General features: G+C 61.0%; 16 protein-coding genes. 12 read left to right on the forward strand and 4 right to left on the reverse strand.

Annotation, left to right across the window (positions count from 1 at the left end; translation table 11 throughout):
- The first annotated feature begins 42 nt into the window (after nt 1–42).
- The 8 genes from ACOT0L_RS02395 to hycI are packed head-to-tail and all read left to right on the forward strand — an operon-like array spanning nt 43 to nt 7,316.
- A complete protein-coding gene (locus ACOT0L_RS02395) occupies nt 43–651 on the forward strand; it encodes a 4Fe-4S dicluster domain-containing protein (protein WP_022649166.1) in 609 nt (202 codons plus the stop codon).
- Nucleotides 648–2,462 (forward strand): formate hydrogenlyase subunit 3, encoded by a 1,815-nt coding sequence (hycC, locus tag ACOT0L_RS02400; protein WP_126502704.1) that lies wholly within the window; start codon nt 648–650, stop codon nt 2,460–2,462. The genes ACOT0L_RS02395 and hycC overlap by 4 nt, the downstream gene beginning before the upstream one ends.
- Before the next feature lies 1 nt (nt 2,463).
- Nucleotides 2,464–3,387, forward strand: coding sequence for a respiratory chain complex I subunit 1 family protein (locus ACOT0L_RS02405; protein WP_022649164.1), 924 nt, complete (start codon nt 2,464–2,466; stop codon nt 3,385–3,387).
- A gap of 15 nt (nt 3,388–3,402) precedes the next feature.
- Nucleotides 3,403–5,112 carry a formate hydrogenlyase subunit HycE gene (hycE, locus tag ACOT0L_RS02410; protein WP_022649163.1) on the forward strand — a complete coding sequence of 570 codons (1,710 nt, stop codon included), beginning with the start codon at nt 3,403–3,405 and terminating at the stop codon, nt 5,110–5,112.
- Between the two features lie 9 nt (nt 5,113–5,121).
- The gene (locus ACOT0L_RS02415; RefSeq protein WP_003862138.1) at nt 5,122–5,664 is read left to right on the forward strand and encodes a formate hydrogenlyase complex iron-sulfur subunit; all 543 of its coding nucleotides are present in this window, start codon (nt 5,122–5,124) and stop codon (nt 5,662–5,664) included.
- A complete protein-coding gene (locus ACOT0L_RS02420; RefSeq protein ID WP_022649161.1) occupies nt 5,664–6,431 on the forward strand; it encodes an NADH-quinone oxidoreductase subunit B family protein in 768 nt (255 codons plus the stop codon). The genes ACOT0L_RS02415 and ACOT0L_RS02420 overlap by 1 nt, the downstream gene beginning before the upstream one ends.
- A complete protein-coding gene (locus tag ACOT0L_RS02425) occupies nt 6,428–6,838 on the forward strand; it encodes a formate hydrogenlyase maturation HycH family protein (protein WP_126502705.1) in 411 nt (136 codons plus the stop codon). The genes ACOT0L_RS02420 and ACOT0L_RS02425 overlap by 4 nt, the downstream gene beginning before the upstream one ends.
- Nucleotides 6,831–7,316, forward strand: a complete 486-nt coding sequence (gene hycI / locus ACOT0L_RS02430; protein WP_022649159.1) for a hydrogenase maturation peptidase HycI — start codon at nt 6,831–6,833, stop codon at nt 7,314–7,316. Before ACOT0L_RS02425 ends, hycI begins: the two co-directional genes overlap by 8 nt.
- Before the next feature lie 59 nt (nt 7,317–7,375).
- Here the strand turns inward: hycI and ACOT0L_RS02435 are convergent, their stop codons facing one another.
- Together ACOT0L_RS02435 and ascF are read right to left on the reverse strand one after the other, a co-directional pair.
- Nucleotides 7,376–8,800, reverse strand: coding sequence for a 6-phospho-beta-glucosidase (locus ACOT0L_RS02435; protein WP_023298466.1), 1,425 nt, complete (start codon nt 8,798–8,800; stop codon nt 7,376–7,378).
- A gap of 18 nt (nt 8,801–8,818) precedes the next feature.
- Nucleotides 8,819–10,270: a PTS cellobiose/arbutin/salicin transporter subunit IIBC gene (gene ascF / locus ACOT0L_RS02440; RefSeq protein ID WP_022649157.1), complete on the reverse strand. Its 1,452-nt coding sequence runs from the start codon at nt 10,268–10,270 to the stop codon at nt 8,819–8,821.
- A gap of 214 nt (nt 10,271–10,484) precedes the next feature.
- Here ascF and ACOT0L_RS02445 point away from each other — a divergent pair, with 214 nt between their 5' ends.
- The 4 genes from ACOT0L_RS02445 (at nt 10,485) to ACOT0L_RS02460 (ending at nt 15,424) form a co-directional block, all read left to right on the forward strand.
- Entirely contained in the window at nt 10,485–11,498 is a 1,014-nt protein-coding gene (locus ACOT0L_RS02445) for a LacI family DNA-binding transcriptional regulator (protein WP_038416589.1), read from the forward strand.
- Nucleotides 11,499–11,631: 133 nt separating this feature from the next.
- Nucleotides 11,632–12,177 carry an electron transport protein HydN gene (gene hydN / locus ACOT0L_RS02450; protein WP_017382793.1) on the forward strand — a complete coding sequence of 182 codons (546 nt, stop codon included), beginning with the start codon at nt 11,632–11,634 and terminating at the stop codon, nt 12,175–12,177.
- A gap of 6 nt (nt 12,178–12,183) precedes the next feature.
- A complete protein-coding gene (gene hypF / locus ACOT0L_RS02455) occupies nt 12,184–14,400 on the forward strand; it encodes a carbamoyltransferase HypF (RefSeq protein WP_126502706.1) in 2,217 nt (738 codons plus the stop codon).
- A 1-nt stretch (nt 14,401) separates the two neighbouring features.
- A complete protein-coding gene (locus ACOT0L_RS02460) occupies nt 14,402–15,424 on the forward strand; it encodes a HoxN/HupN/NixA family nickel/cobalt transporter (RefSeq protein WP_126502707.1) in 1,023 nt (340 codons plus the stop codon).
- Nucleotides 15,425–15,537: 113 nt separating this feature from the next.
- Here the strand turns inward: ACOT0L_RS02460 and norW are convergent, their stop codons facing one another.
- On the reverse strand, nt 15,538–16,671 hold the full coding sequence (gene norW / locus ACOT0L_RS02465; RefSeq protein WP_063163524.1) for an NADH:flavorubredoxin reductase NorW: 1,134 nt from the start codon (nt 16,669–16,671) through the stop codon (nt 15,538–15,540).
- Complete coding sequence (gene norV / locus ACOT0L_RS02470; RefSeq protein WP_022649152.1) at nt 16,668–18,116, reverse strand: anaerobic nitric oxide reductase flavorubredoxin; 1,449 nt, start codon at nt 18,114–18,116, stop codon at nt 16,668–16,670. Before norV ends, norW begins: the two co-directional genes overlap by 4 nt.
- Nucleotides 18,117–18,279 lie beyond the last annotated feature (163 nt).

Here is an 18,279-nt window from a genome sequence, read left to right on the forward strand (position 1 = left end):
TTTTTTTTTCGTCAAAAATGACCATCACCAGAGGATGACCCGGTGAACCGTTTTGTAATTGCTGACTCGACGGTCTGTATTGGCTGTCGAACCTGTGAGGCGGCGTGCTCGGAAACACACCGCCTGCACGGGCTACAGTCCATGCCGCGCCTGCGCGTCATGCGTAATGAGAAAGAGTCTGCCCCGCAGCTCTGTCACCACTGTGAAGACGCGCCATGCGCGGGCGTCTGTCCCGTCAATGCCATCACCCGCGTTGACGGCGCGGTACAGCTGAACGAAAGCCTGTGCGTGAGCTGCAAGCTGTGCGGCATCGCCTGTCCGTTTGGCGCCATTGAGTTTTCCGGCAGCCGTCCGCTGCATATTCCGGCGAATGCCAACACCCCGAAAGCGCCGCCTGCGCCACCGGCTCCGGCACGCGTGAGCACGCTGCTCGACTGGGTGCCGGGCATTCGCGCCGTCGCGGTGAAGTGCGACCTGTGCAGCTTCGATGAACAAGGTCCGGCCTGCGTGCGCACCTGTCCGACCAAAGCGTTAATTCTGGTTAATATTCGCGACATCGCCCGCACCAGCAAACGCAAGCGCGAGCTGACCATCAATACTGACGTCGGCGATCTTTCGCTGCTGCGGGCGCTTAACGAGGGGGCGAAATGAACGCGATAGTTATGATGACCAGCGGCGTGGCCTGGTTTGCCACCGCCGCTGTCCTGGCGCTGCTCCTCTCCTTCCATAAAACGCTGAGCGGCTGGATCGCCGGTATCGGCGGAGCGGTCGGCAGCCTGATGACGCTGGCGGCGGGCGGCGTTGTCCTGATCGACGGCCAATCCGTCGACACCCTCATCCCGCTGATCCACCACGCCGTTGACCTTACGCCGCTAAATGCCATCTGGCTGGTCACCTTTGGTCTGTGTGGGTTGTTTATCAGCCTGTTTAATATCGACTGGCACCGCCATCAGCACACCAACGCCAACGGCCTGCTGGTCAACCTGTTGATGGCCGCCGCGGTCTGTACCGTTGTCGCCAGCAACCTCGGCGCGCTGGTGGTGATGGCTGAAATCATGGCCCTGTGCGGCGTGTTCCTGACCGGATGCAGCGCCTCCGGCAAGCTGTGGTTTGCGCTCGGACGACTCGGCACGCTGCTGCTGGCGCTGGCCTGCTGGCTGGTGTGGCAGCGTTTCGGCACGCTGGACTTTGCCGTGCTTAACGGCCAGCCGCTGGGGAATGACGTCTGGCTGTTGGGCGTAGTCGGTTTTGGCCTGCTGGCCGGGATTATCCCGCTGCACGGCTGGGTGCCGCAGGCGCATGCCAATGCCTCGGCCCCGGCTGCCGCGCTGTTCTCCACCGTGGTGATGAAGGTCGGTCTGTTCGGCATCCTGACGATAACCCTGACGGGCGGCCAGCCGCCGCTGTGGTGGGGCGTGGCGCTGCTGATTGCCGGGATGATCACCGCATTTGTCGGCGGGCTGTACGCCCTGATGGAGCATAACATCCAGCGCCTGCTGGCGTACCACACCCTGGAGAATATCGGCATCATCCTGCTCGGCATGGGCGCGGGCGTCAGCGGGCTGGCGCTCAACCAGCCGGCGCTGATTGCCGCCGGGTTTATTGGCGGTCTGTATCACCTTATCAACCACAGCCTGTTTAAAAGCACCCTGTTCCTCGGCGCGGGCAGCGTCTGGTTTCGCACCGGGCACCGCGATATTGAAAAGCTCGGCGGGATTGGCAAAAAAATGCCCGTCATTTCGCTGGCGATGCTGGTCGGGCTGATGGCGATGGCCGCGCTGCCGCCGCTGAACGGTTTTGCCGGGGAGTGGGTGATCTATCAATCCTTCTTCGCGCTCGGCCAGAGCGACGCGTTTATCGCGCGGCTGCTCGGCCCGCTGCTGGCGGTTGGGCTGGCGATTACCGGGGCGCTGGCGGTGATGTGTATGGCGAAGGTTTACGGCGTCACCTTCCTGGGCGCGCCGCGCACCCGCGAAGCGGAAAACGCCTGTTGCGCCCCGGTGCTGATGGCCACCAGCGTGGTCGCGCTGGCGCTGTGCTGTATCGCAGGTGGGGTTGCCGCGCCGTGGCTGCTGCCGCTTCTGGGCCACGCCATTCCGCTGCCGCTGGCTACGGCGCATACCGTCGTGTCCCAGCCGATGATGGCGCTGCTGCTGATTGCCGCGCCGCTCCTGCCGTTCGTGCTGATGCTGTTCTTCAGACGCGACCGTCTCGCCTCCCGCTCGCGCGGCTCGGCGTGGGCCTGCGGCTACGAACACGAGCAGTCGATGGTCATCACCGCCCACGGTTTCGCCATGCCGGTGAAGGAGAACTTCGCCGCCGTGCTGAAGCTGCGCCACTGGCTGAACCCGGTGGGCTGGGTGCCGGGCTGGCAGAGCGCCGCCGTGCCCGTGCTGTTCCGCCGCCTGGCGCTGATCGAGCTGGCGGTGCTGGTGGTGATTGTCATTTCACGAGGAGCCTGACATGAGTTTGTTACTGGCAATACTTCAGGCGCTGGTGCTGTTTGCCGCCGCGCCGCTGCTGTCGGGCATCACGCGCGTGGCGCGCGCCCGGCTACACAACCGTCGCGGGCCTGGCGTGCTCCAGGAGTACCGCGATCTCTTCAAGCTGCTCTCCCGTCAGAGCGTCGCGCCGGATGCCTCAGGTTGGGTGTTCCGCCTGACGCCGTTCGTGATGGTCGGCGTGATGCTGACCATCGCCACCGCGCTGCCGGTAGTGACGGTGGGCTCGCCGCTGCCCGTGCTTGGCGATCTGATTACGCTGATCTACCTCTTCGCCATCGCGCGTTTCTTCTTTGCGATTGCGGGCCTGGACACCGGCAGCCCGTTTACGGGTATCGGCGCCAGTCGTGAGGCGATGCTCGGCGTGCTGGTTGAGCCAATTCTGCTGCTGGGGCTGTGGGTCGCCGCGCAGGTTGCTGGCTCGACCCACATCAGTTTCATCACCGACACCGTTTACCACTGGCCGGTTTCACGTTCGCTCCCGCTGGTGCTGGCGCTCTGCGCCTGCGCGTTCGCCACCTTTATCGAGATGGGCAAGCTGCCGTTCGATCTCGCGGAAGCGGAGCAGGAATTGCAGGAGGGGCCACTCACCGAGTACAGCGGCTACGGCTTTGCGGTGCTGAAGTGGGGCATCAGCCTCAAGCAGCTGGTGGTGTTGCAGATGTTCGTCGGCGTTTTCTTCCCGTGGGGGCAGATGACGCACTTCTCTGCGGGCGGCCTGCTGCTGGCCGTTGTGGTGGCTGCGCTCAAGCTGCTTATCGGCGTGCTGGTGATTGCCCTGTTTGAAAACAGCATGGCGCGCCTGCGTTTTGTCGAAACGTCACGCATTACCTGGGCTGGTTTTGGTTTTGCATTTTTAGCGTTCGTCTCCTTGCTGGTGGCGTGATTAAAGAGAGTGTTTATGTCTGAAGAAAAGAAAGGTCAGCAGTATCTCGCCGCGTTGCATCAGGCTTTCCCGGGCGTGGTGCTGGAGGAGTCCTGGCAAACCAAAGACCAGGTAACCGTCACCATTAAGGTGAACTATCTGCCGGAAGTGGTGGAGTTTCTCTACTACCAGCAGGGCGGCTGGCTGTCGGTGCTGTTCGGCAACGACGAGCGTCAGCTGTGCGGCAACTATGCGGTGTACTACGTGATGTCGATGGAGCAGGGCGAGAAGTGCTGGCTCACCGTGCGCGTCGAAGTTGACCCGAACAAGCCGGAGTACCCGTCCGTCACGCCGCGCGTACCCGCCGCCGTCTGGGGCGAGCGCGAAGTGCGCGACATGTACGGCCTGGTGCCGGTTGGTCTGCCTGACGAGCGTCGTCTGGTGCTGCCGGACGACTGGCCGGATGAACTCTATCCGCTGCGCAAGGACAGCATGGACTACCGCCAGCGTCCGGCCCCGACAACCGACAGCGAAACCTACGAGTTCATCAACGAGCTGGGCAGCAAGAAGAATAATGTGGTGCCGATCGGCCCGCTGCACGTCACCTCCGACGAACCGGGCCACTTCCGCCTGTTCGTCGACGGCGAAAACATTATCGACGCCGACTACCGCCTGTTCTACGTCCACCGCGGCATGGAGAAGCTGGCGGAGACCCGCATGGGCTACAACGAAGTCACGTTTCTTTCTGACCGCGTGTGCGGCATCTGCGGCTTTGCCCACAGCACCGCCTACACCACCTCGGTGGAGAACGGCATGGGGATCGTGGTGCCGGAACGCGCGCAGATGATCCGCGCCATTCTGCTGGAGGTGGAACGCCTGCACTCACACCTGCTGAACCTCGGCCTGGCCTGCCACTTCGTCGGCTTTGACTCCGGGTTTATGCAGTTCTTCCGCGTGCGTGAGGCATCAATGAAGATGGCGGAGATCCTCACCGGGGCGCGTAAAACCTACGGCCTGAACCTGATCGGCGGGATCCGCCGCGACCTGCTGAAAGACGACATGATCCAGACCCGCCAGCTGGCGCAGCAGATGCGCCGCGACGTGCAGGAGCTGGTGGACATGCTGCTCAGCACGCCAAACATCGAGCAGCGCACCGTCGGGATTGGTCGTCTTGACCCGGAAATCGCCCGCGACTTCAGCAACGTCGGCCCGATGGTGCGCGCCAGCGGCCACGCCCGCGACACCCGCGCCGATCACCCGTTCGTCGGCTACGGCCTGCTGCCGATGACCGTGCACAGCGAGCAGGGCTGCGACGTCATCTCCCGCCTGAAGGTGCGCATCAACGAGGTGTTTACTGCGCTGAACATGATCGACTACGGCCTCGATAACCTGCCGGGCGGCCCGCTGATGGTGGAAGGCTTCACCTACATTCCAAACCGCTTTGCCCTCGGATTCGCCGAAGCGCCGCGCGGGGATGACATTCACTGGAGCATGACCGGCGACAACCAGAAGCTCTACCGCTGGCGCTGCCGTGCGGCGACCTACGCCAACTGGCCAACCCTGCGCTACATGCTGCGCGGTAACACCGTCTCTGACGCGCCGCTGATCATCGGCAGCCTCGACCCGTGCTACTCCTGCACCGACCGCATGACCGTCGTGGACGTGCGCAAGAAGAAAAGCCAGGTGGTGCCCTACAAAGAGCTTGAGCGCTACAGCATCGAGCGTAAGAACTCGCCGCTGAAATAAGGACTCGTCATGTTTACCTTTATCAAAAAAGTGATCAAAACCGGCGCGCAGACCAGCAGTTATCCGCTGGAGCCGATCCCGGTGGATAAAAACTTTCGCGGCAAGCCGGAGCACAACCCGCAGCAGTGCATCGGCTGCGCGGCCTGCGTCAACGCCTGCCCGTCGAATGCCTTAACGGTGGAAACGGACCTGAAAACCGGCGAGCTGGCCTGGCAATTTAACCTCGGGCGCTGCATCTTCTGCGGCCGCTGCGAGGAGGTCTGCCCGACGGTAGCCATTCGCCTGTCTCAGGAGTACGAGCTGGCGGTGTGGAAAAAAGAGGATTTCCTCCAGCAGTCGCGCTTTGCGCTGTGCAACTGCCGCGTCTGCAAGCGTCCGTTCGCCGTGCAAAAAGAGATCGACTACGCCATCGCGCTGCTGAAGCACAACGGCGACGTGCGTGCGGAGCATCACCGTGAAAGCTTCGAAACCTGCCCGGAGTGCAAACGTCAGAAATGCCTGCTGCCGTCTGACCGCATCGATTTAACCCGTCATATGAGAGAGGCCAGCTGATGGAAAACTTACTCGGCCCGCGCGACGCTAACGGCATTCCGGTACCGCTGACGGTGGAGGAGTCCATCGCCAGCATGAAGGCGTCGCTGCTGAAAAAAATCAAACGCTCGGCCTACGTCTATCGCGTGGACTGCGGCGGCTGCAACGGCTGTGAGATCGAAATCTTCGCCACCCTGTCGCCGCTGTTTGACGCCGAACGCTTCGGCATCAAAGTGGTGCCGTCCCCGCGCCACGCGGATATCCTGCTGTTCACCGGCGCGGTCACCCGCGCGATGCGCTCGCCTGCGCTGCGCGCCTGGCAGTCTGCGCCGGATCCGAAAATCTGCATCTCCTACGGCGCCTGCGGCAACAGCGGCGGCATCTTCCACGATCTTTACTGCGTCTGGGGTGGCACCGACAAAATCGTGCCGGTGGACGTTTACATTCCGGGCTGCCCGCCGACGCCCGCCGCCACGCTGTACGGTTTTGCCATGGCGCTCGGCCTGCTGGAGCAGAAGATCCACGCCCGCGAGCCGGGCGAGCTGGACAACCAGCCAGCCACTCTCCTGCACCCGGATATGGTGCAGCCGCTGCGGGTGAAGATCGACCGCACGGCGCGCAGGCTGGCGGGTTACCGCTATGGCCGTCAGATTGCAGACGATTATCTGCGCCTGCTGAGCCAGGGCGACCATCAGGTGGCGCGCTGGCTGGAGGCGGAAAACGATCCGCGTCTCAATGAGATCGTGGCAAACCTGAACAGTATTGTGGATGAGGCGCGTATCCGATGAGTGAAACGGTGGTGTTCAGCCAGCTGAGCCGTAAGTTTATTGATGAGAACGATGCCACGCCGGATGCGGCGCAGCAGGTGGTCTATTACAGCCTGGCGATTGGGCACCACCTCGGGGTGATCGACTGCCTTGAAACGGCGCTAAGCTGCCCGTGGCCCGAGTACCTGGCGTGGATCGCCACGCTGGAGGAGGGCAGCACGGCGCGGCGCAAAATGGAGGGCGTGCCTAAGTACGGTGAGATCGTCATCGACGCCAACCATATCACGATGCTCGCCAACGCCTTTGACGCGGCGCTGAGCAGGCAAAACCCGGCGCAGCAGGCGTGGAGCAAAACGCTGCTCGGCATGCTGCACGATATTCATCAGGAGAGCGCCATCTACCTGATGGTGAGGAGATTACGTGACTGACGTTTTACTGTGTGTCGGCAACAGCATGATGGGCGACGACGGCGCGGGCCCGCTGCTGGCGGAGATGTGCGCCGCGAACCCGCCGGGCAACTGGGTGGTGATTGACGGCGGCAGCGCGCCGGAAAACGACGTGGTGGCCATTCGCGAGCTGCGCCCGGACAGGTTGTTAATCGTCGATGCCACCGATATGGGGCTCAACCCCGGCGAGATCCGCCTGATTGACCCGGACGACATCGCCGAGATGTTTATGATGACCACCCACAACATGCCGCTGAACTACCTGGTGGATCAGATTAAAGACGACGTGGGTGAGGTGCTGTTTCTGGGCATTCAGCCGGACATCGTCGGGTTTTATTATCCGATGACGCCGCCGGTGAAAGAGGCGGTGGACGTGGTGTATTCACGGCTTGCCGGGTGGGTTGGGGACGGGGGTTTTCAGCCCCTCACCCCGGCCCTCTCCCCAGAGGGGAGAGGGTGAAAACCGCATCGAGCAGTTTGTAGGCCGGGTAAGGCAACGCCGCCACCCGGCAAAACAGGCTACGCCAGATCCGCCCCGTTACTCGCAATCACCTTCTTATACCACCAGAACGATTTCTTGCGCTTTCGATCCAGCGTGCCGTTCCCGGCGTCGTCGCGGTCGACGTAGACAAATCCATAGCGCTTGCTCATCTCCCCGGTTGAGGCCGAGACCAGGTCAATGCAGCCCCAGGTGGTGTAGCCCATCAGCGGGACGCCGTCCTCAATCGCGTCACCCATCGCACGGATATGCTCGCGCAGGTAGCTGATGCGGTAGTCGTCGTTGATCTCGCCGTTTTCATCAATGACGTCCTTCGCCCCGAGGCCGTTTTCCACCAGGAACAGCGGCTTCTGGTAGCGGTCATACATCATGTTCATGGTGATGCGCAGCCCGAGCGGGTCGATGCCCCAGCCCCACTCGCTCACCTGAATATGCGGGTTGCGCAGGGACTTCACGATGTTCGCCGCGCTGGTGTTGCCCGCGTTCATATCCGCCGACGCGCAGCGCGAGGCGTAATAACTGAACGAGACAAAGTCGACGGTGTTTTTCAGCAGGTCGTCGTCGCCGGGGTCTTTCACAATCACCACCCCTTTCTCGCGGAACACGCGGGCGGAGTAGGCCGGATAGCTGCCGCGCGCCTGCACGTCGATAAAGAACAGGTTCTCGCGGTCTTTCTCCAGTGCCATCCACACGTCTTCCGGCTTGCAGGAGTAGGGGTAGAAGTTACCGCCCGCCAGCATGCAGCCGACCTGGTTTTCCGGGTTCACCTCGTGGGCGATTTTGGTCGCCAGCGCGCTCGCCACCAGCTCGTGGTGCGCGGCCTGGTATTTCACCTGGTCTTCGTTTTCCCCTTCCTCAAACACCAGCCCCGCGCCGGAGAACGGGCTGTGCAGCATGATGTTGATTTCGTTGAAGGTCAGCCAGTATTTCACCAGCCCGTTAAACGCCTCGAAGCAGGTGCGGGCGTAGCGGGCGAAGAAATCCACCATCTTACGGTTGCGCCAGGAGCCGTACTCCGTCACCAGGTGCATCGGCACGTCGAAATGGCAGAGCGTCACCAGCGGCTCGATGTTGTACTTTTTGCACTCCTCGAACACCGCGCGGTAGAAGGCAATGCCCTCCTGATTTGGCAACGGTTCGTCGCCGTTCGGGTAGAGGCGGCTCCAGGCAATCGAGGTGCGGAACACCGTAAAGCCCATCTCCGCCATCAGGGCAATGTCTTCTTTGTAACGATGGTAAAAATCAATCGCCTCGTGGCTCGGGTAAAATTCGTCGTCACGCAACGAAAACCGTTTTTCCTTGCCGACTTTTACCGCCAGACGGTTTGCGCCGTGGGGGATCATATCGACCGTTGTCAGTCCTTTGCCGCCTTCACGGTAAGCCCCTTCACTCTGGTTGGCGGCAAGCGCGCCGCCCCATAAAAATCCTTGTGGAAAAACAGACATTCTTACCTCGCTTTCAGTTTATGCTTCTGCTGCTTTGTTCTGTACCGGTGCGGTTTGCAGGGCGCGTGCTTTTTCGGCTTCGTCTTCTACCGGGATATCTTCAAACCCTAACAGCAGGGTCAGCACGAACGACAGCACCACCGCCAGACCCATCACACCAAACACCCAGACGATGGTCATCGGGTTGGCCGGGTCGAAGAACTGCACGCTGGTGAACAGCCCCGGCGCCGCCATGGAGTGGCTGGCAAGACCGGCCATGCCGGCCACCGCGCCGCAGATAAAGCCGCTGATCAGGCTTGCAATCAGCGGACGCTTCAGGCGTACCGCCACGCCGTACAGCGCCGGTTCAGAGATCCCCGCCATGATGGCGGAGGCCGCAGCCGCCAGCGCCGTCTGGCGCAGCTCCGGGTTTTTGGTTTTCCACGCCACCGCCAGCGATGAACCGCCGAGTGAGAGGTTGGCGCCGATTTCCGACGGCATCACCATCCCTTCTTTGCCCGTTTCGGCAATGGTCTGGATGATGGTCGGCGTAAACACGCGGTGCATCCCGGTCATCACCAGCAGCGGCCACAGCGCGCCCATAATGGCAACGGAGAGCCAGCCCAGATAGCCGTGAATGGTGTAGACCAGCGCGGAGATGGCGCTACCGATCCAGATCCCAAGCGGGCCAATCAGCACGATGGCGAGCGGGGCGGCAATCAGCACGATCAGCATCGGCTTGAGGAAGTTTTTGGTCACCGCCGGGGTGATGCGATCCACCCAGCGTTCGATATACGACAGGCACCAGGTCATCACCAGGGCCGGGATAACGGTATAGGTGTATTTCACCGCCGTCACCGGAATTAAGGCAAATTCTACATGCTCGCCCTGCGCCGCTTTCGCCATCAGCTCGATAAAGCTCGGGTGAACCAGTACGCCCGCAATGGCTATCGCCAGGGACATGTTGGTTTTGAACTTCACCGCTGCGGAAGCCGCCACCATCAGCGGCAGGAAGAAGAACGCGCCGTCGCCGATAACGGTCAGGATCGTCAGCGTCGGGTCACCTTTGCCCAGCACGCCGGTCATCTCAAGGATCATCGCCAGCAGCTTGACCATCGACCCGCCGATGATCGCCGGGATCAGCGGAGACATAGTGCCGATCAGCGCGTCGAGGATCCCGGCGCCAATCCGGCGCAGCGTAAGCTTCTGTGGACCTTCCGCTACGGCAGGTTGCAGGTTGGCGGGCAGCAGGCTCACCACTTCACGGTATGCCTGGGATACGGTGTTGCCGATGATCACCTGGCACTGGTTGTCGTTGCGCACCACGCCGAGCACGCCGCTGATGCTTTTCAGACGCGCGGCGTCGGTAAGGCTTTCGTCTTTCAGAACGAAGCGCAGGCGCGTCATGCAGTGGGTGACGGCGACGATGTTCTCTTTACCGCCCAGCGCGCTAACCACGTCATTTGCCAGCGCAGCGTAATTTTTTGCCATCGGATGTGATCCTGTTATCGTTGTGAGAAGTGTAGGAAACCGGTTTCACATAATCATCATGAGTTTCTTTTAATGAAACAAGACCACTTTTTATGCATTTTTTCGTTTCGTGATGACGATCACTCGTGGCCGTATAAAGCGTGATAACGCCGCTGCGACAATTTTTCTGCGGTGAAGTACACTGCGGCTCATCAGATTTGAATGGAATAACACTATGACCACGATGCTGGAAGTGGCGAAGCGGGCAGGCGTGTCGAAAGCGACGGTCTCCCGGGTGCTGTCGGGGAACGGTTACGTCAGCCAGGAGACGAAAGACCGCGTGTTTCAGGCCATCGAAGAGAGCGGGTATCGCCCCAATCTGCTGGCGCGAAACCTGGCGACCAAACGCACCCAGACCCTGGGGCTGGTGGTGACAAACACCCTGTACCATGGGGTCTACTTTAGCGAGCTGCTGTTTAACGCCGCGCGGATGACGGAAGAGAAGGGGCGTCAGCTGATCCTGGCGGACGGCAAGCACAGCGCCGAAGAGGAGCGCGAGGCGATCCAGTACCTGCTCGACATGCGCTGCGACGCGGTAATCATCTACCCGCGTTTCCTGAGCGTGGAAGCGCTGGACGAAATTATTGAGAAATGCGAGCAGCCGATTATGGTGCTCAACCGCCGTTTGCGGAAAAACAGCAGCCACAGCGTCTGGTCCGATCATAAAGCGTCGTGTCAGGACGCAGTATCGCAGTTGATCGCGAAAGGCCACCGGGAGATTGCGTTTATCACCGGTTCGCTGGATTCCCCCACCGGGGTGGAGCGTCTTTCCGGCTACAAGGACGCGCTGGCGCAACACGGCATTGCCCTGCGTGACGCGCTGATCGCCGAAGGGAAGTGGAGCCCGGCCAGCGGCGCGGCGGCGGTCTCTCAGCTGCTCACCCGCGGCGAAACGTTTACCGCGCTGGTGGCGAGTAACGACGATATGGCGATTGGTGCCATCAGGCAGTTGCACGAGAGCGGCGTCGCCACGCCGGGCGCGGTGTCCGTCATCGGCTTTGACGACGTGGCAATCGCGCCCTATATCGTGCCGTCCCTCTCCAGCGTGCGTATTCCGGTAACGGAGATGATCCAGGAGACCATCAGTCGCCTGATCTTCATGCTCGACGGCGGTGAGTTTAAGCCTCAGCAAACTTTTTCCGGCGAGCTTATCCTGCGCGGCTCCGTCATTGACGGCCCGCATCGCTGACGTCGACATCTGTCATCGTCACAAATGACGATGACAGATCCTCTTCTTTTTTATTTCTCTTTAAAATCAATGTATTAAATATTGGCACGGTTTATGAATAGCTTCGCGCATAACAGTTATGCCGGAGAAGCAGATGAACCGTTTTATTATGGCCGATGCCAGCAAATGCATTGGTTGCCGTACCTGTGAAGTGGCGTGCGTGGTGTCCCATCAGGCGGAGCAGGATTGCGCCTCCCTGACCCCCGACACCTTCCTGCCGCGCATCCACGTCATTAAAGGCGTGAATATTTCCACCGCCGCTATCTGTCGCCAGTGCGAAGACGCGCCGTGCGCCAACGTCTGTCCGAACGGGGCGATTAAGCGCGAGAAAGGCTTCGTGCATGTGATGCAGGAGCGCTGCATCGGGTGCAAAACCTGTGTGGTGGCGTGTCCGTATGGCGCGATGGAGGTGGTCGTTCGCCCGGTGGTGCGCAACAGCGGTATCGGGCTGAGCGTGCGCGCGGAGAAAGCCGAAGCCAATAAATGTGACCTCTGCTACCACCGCGACGCCGGTCCGGCGTGTATGGAAGCCTGTCCGACGCATGCGCTGGTCTGCGTCGATCGCGACAAGCTCGAACAGATGAGTGCCGAAAAACGCCGCCGTGCGGCGTTCGACACCTCGTCATCGCTGCTGTTTTAAGCTGCAATGCGCGTTAACGGCGTACAGCTTCGGGTGCGCGGCAAGGTGCAGGGGGTAGGATTTCGTCCCTTCGTCTGGCAGCTTGCACACCAGCTGGGGCTGGCGGGCGACGTGTGCAACGACGGAGAGGGTGTCCTGGTGCGTCTCGCGGGTAGTGGGGGTGACTTTACCGCGAGACTGCGCCAGGACTGCCCACCGCTGGCGCGCATCGACCGCGTTGAAACGCAGCCGTACAGATGGAATACGCTGCCGGACGAGTTTGTCATCCGCCACAGCGAGAGCGGGGCGATGGATACGCAAATCGTCCCGGATGCCGCCACCTGTCCCGCGTGCCTGGCGGAGATGCGCGATCCGCGCGAGCGCCGTTATCGCTACCCGTTTATCAACTGCACCCACTGCGGGCCGCGGTTTACCATTATCCGCGCCATGCCCTATGACCGCCCGGCCACGTCAATGGCGCCATTCCCGCTCTGTGTGCCCTGTGAAACGGAGTACCGCAACCCGGCTGACCGGCGTTTTCACGCTCAGCCGGTGGCCTGCCCGGACTGCGGGCCGCAGCTGGAGTGGCAAGCCGGGGATGCTGCCACCACCCGCGAATCGGCGTTAAGCGCGGCGGTGGAGAGATTGAAAAACGGCGGGATTGTGGCGGTCAAAGGGCTGGGCGGATTTCACCTGGTCTGCGACGCGCTTAACCCACAGGCGATTCGGAAATTGCGGGCACGCAAGCAGCGCCCGACCAAGCCGCTGGCGGTGATGATCCCGCATGCGAACGATCTGCCGGAGGCCATCCAGACGCTGTTACGTTCACCCGCTGCGCCGATTGTGCTGACGCCAAAAGCCTGCCTTCCTGCGTTTCCTGAGGAGATTGCGCCGGGGCTGAATACAATTGGCGTGATGCTACCTGCGAACCCGCTCCAGCATTTGCTGATGTTGGACTGCCAGCGCCCGCTGGTGATGACCTCCGGCAACCTCAGCGGTCATCCACCCGCCATAAGCAACCAGCAGGCGCTGGAAGAACTCAGTGACGTCGCTGACGGCTTCCTGCTGCACAACCGCGATATTCTTCAACGGATGGATGATTCCGTAATGGATCGGGACGGTGCGATGCTGCGTCGCGCACGCGGTTTTGTGCCGGATGCCATCACATTGCCCGCCGGATTCCGCGACATCTCGCCCATGTTATGCACCGGCGCGGAGATGAAAAATACCTTCTGCCTGGTACGTGGCAACCAGGCGGTGCTGAGCCAGCATTTTGGCGATCTGAGCGACGAGGGCGTAGAGGCGCAGTGGCGCAGTGCGCTCTCGACGATGCAGGACATCTACGCCTTCCAGCCTGAGCGCGTGGTGTGCGATGCCCATCCGGGATATCACGCCCGACAGTGGGCCCGGGCGCAGGCGCTGCCCGTTGAGACCGTGCTGCATCATCATGCGCATGCAGCGGCGTGTCTGGCGGAGAATGGCTGGCCGCTCGACGGCGGGGATGTTATTGCCCTGACGCTGGATGGGATCGGTATGGGTGAGAACGGCGCGCTGTGGGGCGGCGAGTGCCTGCGGGTGAACTATCGCGACTGCGAACGGCTGGGCGGTCTGCCAGCCGTTGCGCTGCCGGGGGGCGATCTGGCGGCAAAACAGCCGTGGCGCAATTTGCTCGCCCACTGTCTGGCGTTCGTACCTGACTGGCAGCAGTACCCGGAAACAGAGGCGGTACAGCGTCAAAACTGGCCGCTGCTGGCAACGGCAGTGTCGCGCGGTATCAATGCGCCGCGGGCCTCCTCCTGTGGTCGTCTGTTCGACGCCGTGGCCTGTGCGCTGGGCATTGAAACGCAACGCTATGAGGGCGAAGCCGCGTGCCGGCTGGAGGCGCTGGCCGAACGCTGTGCAGGGGTTGATCATCCGGTGACGCTCAAGACGGATAACCTTGCGCTGTTCTGGCAGCAGTGGCTGGCCTGGCGGGCGGAGCCCGGCGAGCGCGCCTGGGCCTTTCATGATGCGCTGGCAAAAGGGCTGAGCGAACTGGCGGCAACGCATGCCCGCCGACGGTCGATCTCTACGGTGTGCTTCAGCGGAGGTGTCCTTCACAACCGCCTGCTACGCGCGCGCCTTCGTCATTACCTTTCTGATTTCACGCTTCTTTTTCCTTCGCGCCTGCCCGCAGGCGACGGAGCGATCTCCTTCGGGCAGGCGGTGGTTGCTGCCGCCCGATCATGTTCACAAAGGATTTAAAATGTTACGACTTTTACGCAATGAACCTCGTGCAGCGTGCCTGCTGCTGGCTCTGGTGATGGCTAACCTGCTGGCCTGGGGGCTGGCGTGGCACACCTTTAGCGGCAGTACGGCGCTGATGGCGGCCAGCCTGCTGGCCTGGTGTTACGGACTGCGTCATGCGGTGGATGCCGACCATATCGCCGCGATTGATACCGTGACGCGTAAGATGATGCAGCAGGGCAAGCGCCCGTCCGGCGTGGGCGCATGGTTTTCCCTCGGACACTCCACCATCGTGGTGCTGGCCTCCATTGCCATCGCCGCCACCGCCACGGCGTTTCAGAAAAATATGGAATGGTTCCACGAAACCGGCAGCCTGATTGGCACCGCCGTCTCCGCCACCTTCCTGCTGGCGATGGCGCTGGTGAATATGGTGATCCTGCGCGGCGTCTGGCGCAGTTTTCAGGCACTGAAACACGGCAGGCCCGTGCAGGGCGACATCACGCTGCCTGCCCAGGGTGGCGTCATGAACTGGCTGTTCGGCAAAACCTTCCGCCTCGTCAATAAAAGCTGGCAGATGTATCTGGTGGGCTTCCTGTTTGGCCTCGGCTTTGACACGGCCACCGAAATCGGCGTGCTGGGGATCTCCGCCGCCAGCGCCTCCAGCGGGATGTCGGTGTGGTCGATCATGATCTTCCCGGCGCTCTTCGCCAGCGGCATGGCGCTGGTGGATACGCTCGATAACCTGCTGATGGTGGGTGCCTATGGCTGGGCGTTTAACAAGCCACAGCGCAAGCTGTACTATAACATGACCATCACCGGCACTTCGGTGGTGGTGGCGCTGTTTATCGGCGGGCTGGAAGCGCTGGGTCTGCTGATGGACAAGTTCGCCCTCAGCGGCGGCGTGTGGGATATGATTGGCGCGGTGAACGATAACCTGGGCGACGCCGGGTTTGTGGTGGTCGGGCTGTTTGTCGCCTGCTGGCTGATCTCGATGGCGAACTACCGCTGGCGCGGTTATGACGCGCTGGTGGTGCGGTCCTGAACCACGCAGCCCTGTTTTTACCCGGCGGCGCTACGCTTGCGCGGGCCTACAAGGTTTACCGTTATGGTGTTAAGTAGGCCGGGTAAGCGGAGCGCCACCCGGCATGACGAGGGTTAAGCAGGTAACGATTTCAGCAGCGCGAAGGCCTCCTTCATTCTGTCTTCGCTGACCACAAAGGCGCGCATCTGACCGACAGTATCGGTGCCGCGCGCCACCATGCCCTGAGGCGAAAGGACAATCTCCCAGTTCAGATCCTGACGCTGCGTTTCACCTGCGAGATGCAGCGGTAGTTCCGGCGTTTTTACCTTCACCAGCATGGCGGGTAATTTCACCGGGGCGTTGCCGCCGAGCAGGTTTTTCGCCAGGAACATGGCGCTTAACTGAATCGGTTGCAGGAACGGCAGCACCTGGCCGTTAATTTCCGCGCAGTCGCCCAGGGCATAAATGTCCGGCTGGGTGGTTTGCAGGTAGCTGTCTACCTTCACGCCGCGATTGATCTCTGCGCCTGCGCGGTGCGCCAGCGCGGTTTCCGGGCGCAGCCCCGTCGCCGCAATAACCACATCCACTTCCACCCTGCGGGTGCGGTCGAGCGTCGCACAAATGCCGGTTTCGGTTTTACTCAGGCTCTGCAACTGCGATTTCAGCAGCAGATGCACGCCCATGTCGGTCAAACGATGCTGTAAGCGACTGCTTACTTCTGCCGGCATCAGCGCTGACAGAATGCTGGCCGCGTGGTCAACCAGGGTGACGGATTTTCCCGCCCGGCAGAAGTCCATCGCCAGCTCGGTGCCAATCAGCCCGCCGCCGACAATCATCACCCGTGTGGCGTCGCGTAACAGGGTCTCGCTGGCCTGATACTCCTGCTGACTGTTGAGCGTGACCATCAGCTCGCGGCCCTCAACCGGCGGCACAAACGCGGATGCCCCCGTCGCCAGCACCAGCTTGTCGTACTGCCAGGTTTTATCTTTCGCGTTCACCACGTGGGCGTCGGCGTCGATATCGGTGACCCAGGTGTACGGAAACAGACGCAGATTAAATTGTTCTGCAAACTCCCCCGCCGTCTGGCGGGTGAGATCGTCGGCGCGCTGATTTTGGCTAATGACGTGGCTTAAATCAGGCTTGTTGTACTCATCCATGCTGTCGGCGGCGATCACCGTCAACGGCACGTTAGCATCCTGTTTGCGGATATTTTTCACCAGCTGGCGGGCGGCAAAGCCCGAGCCGATAATGACGATGCCGTGGCTCATTTTGCCTCCGTTGCCAGTTCATCAAAGACGTCTTTTCCGAGGGAACATTCCGGGCAGAGGAAGTTGTCCGGCACCTCGCTCCACGGTGTACCCGGCGCGACATCCTGCAACGGCTCGCCCAGCTCGGGATCGTAAATCCACTGGCAGACGCTGCACTGCATGCAGGGGCCGAGGTCGGCAGCGGCAGGAGCGGCTTCTGCTACGGCTTCCGGCGCAGCAGCCGCGGCGGGTGCGGTTTCCGGCAGCGGCGCAAGCGCCCACTGGCGGGCAATGTCGCGACCGTGCTGGCGACAGATTTCCAGCGCGTCGAGATCCGGACGCCATTTCGCCTTCAGGCTCAGGGACATCTCAAAACCGGCATCCTGTAAACGGGTGGAGAGACGGTCTACCGCGCCGCCGCTCCAGCCGTGTGAACCAAAGGCGCTGGCGCGTTTGTTACGGAAGCGCAGGCCGGTCATCTCTTCCACCAGTCCGGCAATTTTCGGCATCATCACGTTATTCATGGTGGAGGTACCCACCAGCACGCCTTTGGAGCGGAAGACGTTGGTCAATACCTCATTCTTATCGCTGCGCGCCACGTTGAAGATTTTCACTGCCACGTTCGGGTCCACTTCGTTGATGCCCTGGGCAATGGCGTCCGCCATCATGCGGGTGTTGTTGGACATGGTGTCGTAGAAGATGGTGATGCGGTCTTCCTGATAGTCCGCCGCCCACTTCAGGTACAGCTCGACGATCTGGGTTGGATTTTCACGCCATACCACGCCGTGGGAGGTGGCAATCATATCCACCGGCAGGTTGAAGCCGAGGATCTCGGTGATTTTTGGCGTGACCAGACGGCTGAACGGCGTCAGGATGTTGGCGTAGTAGCGCTGGCACTGTTCGAACAGCTCGGTCTGATCCACTTCGTCGTTGAACAGACGTTCGTCGCAGTAGTGCTGGCCGAAGGCGTCGTTGCTGAACAGCACCGCGTCACCGGTCATGTAGGTCATCATGCTGTCCGGCCAGTGCAGCATTGGGGTTTCCACGAAGATCAGCTGTTTGCCGTTGCCGATATCCAGCGTGTCGCCGGTTTTTACGGTGTGGAAGTTCCACTCCGGATGGTGGTGGTGACCGTTGATGGAGTCAATGGCGTTGGTGGTGCAGTAGATCGGGGTATCCGGAATGTGGGACATCAGCTCGGTCAGCGCCCCGGCGTGATCCTCTTCCGCGTGGTTGATGATGATGTAGTCGATGTCATTCAAATCGATTTCGCTGCGCAGGTTCTGCACGAACTCGCGGCTGAATTTGTGATCGACGGTATCGATCAGGACGTTTTTACCTTCACGAATGAGATAGCTGTTGTAGCTGCTGCCGCGCAGCGTTTTGTATTCCGTCCCGTGAAAATCACGTACTTCCCAGTCACGTTGACCCACCCAATGAATGTTATTTTTAACCAGAATAGACATAGCAACCTCAACTTAATACGGCGTTTTCAAATAAGATGACTGTCATATATCAAGTTGCGTGCCAGTTTTTTAACTTATTGAAAATAATGTATTTGTGTTTTGATTCTCCCTAATGGGTAGTCATTTTGACTATCTTAAAAATTGTCAATATGACACTATGTGT

The sequence above is a fragment of the Enterobacter cloacae complex sp. XAL002 genome (assembly GCF_049236805.1).
In the GTDB taxonomy this organism is placed as follows: domain Bacteria; phylum Pseudomonadota; class Gammaproteobacteria; order Enterobacterales; family Enterobacteriaceae; genus Enterobacter; species Enterobacter intestinihominis.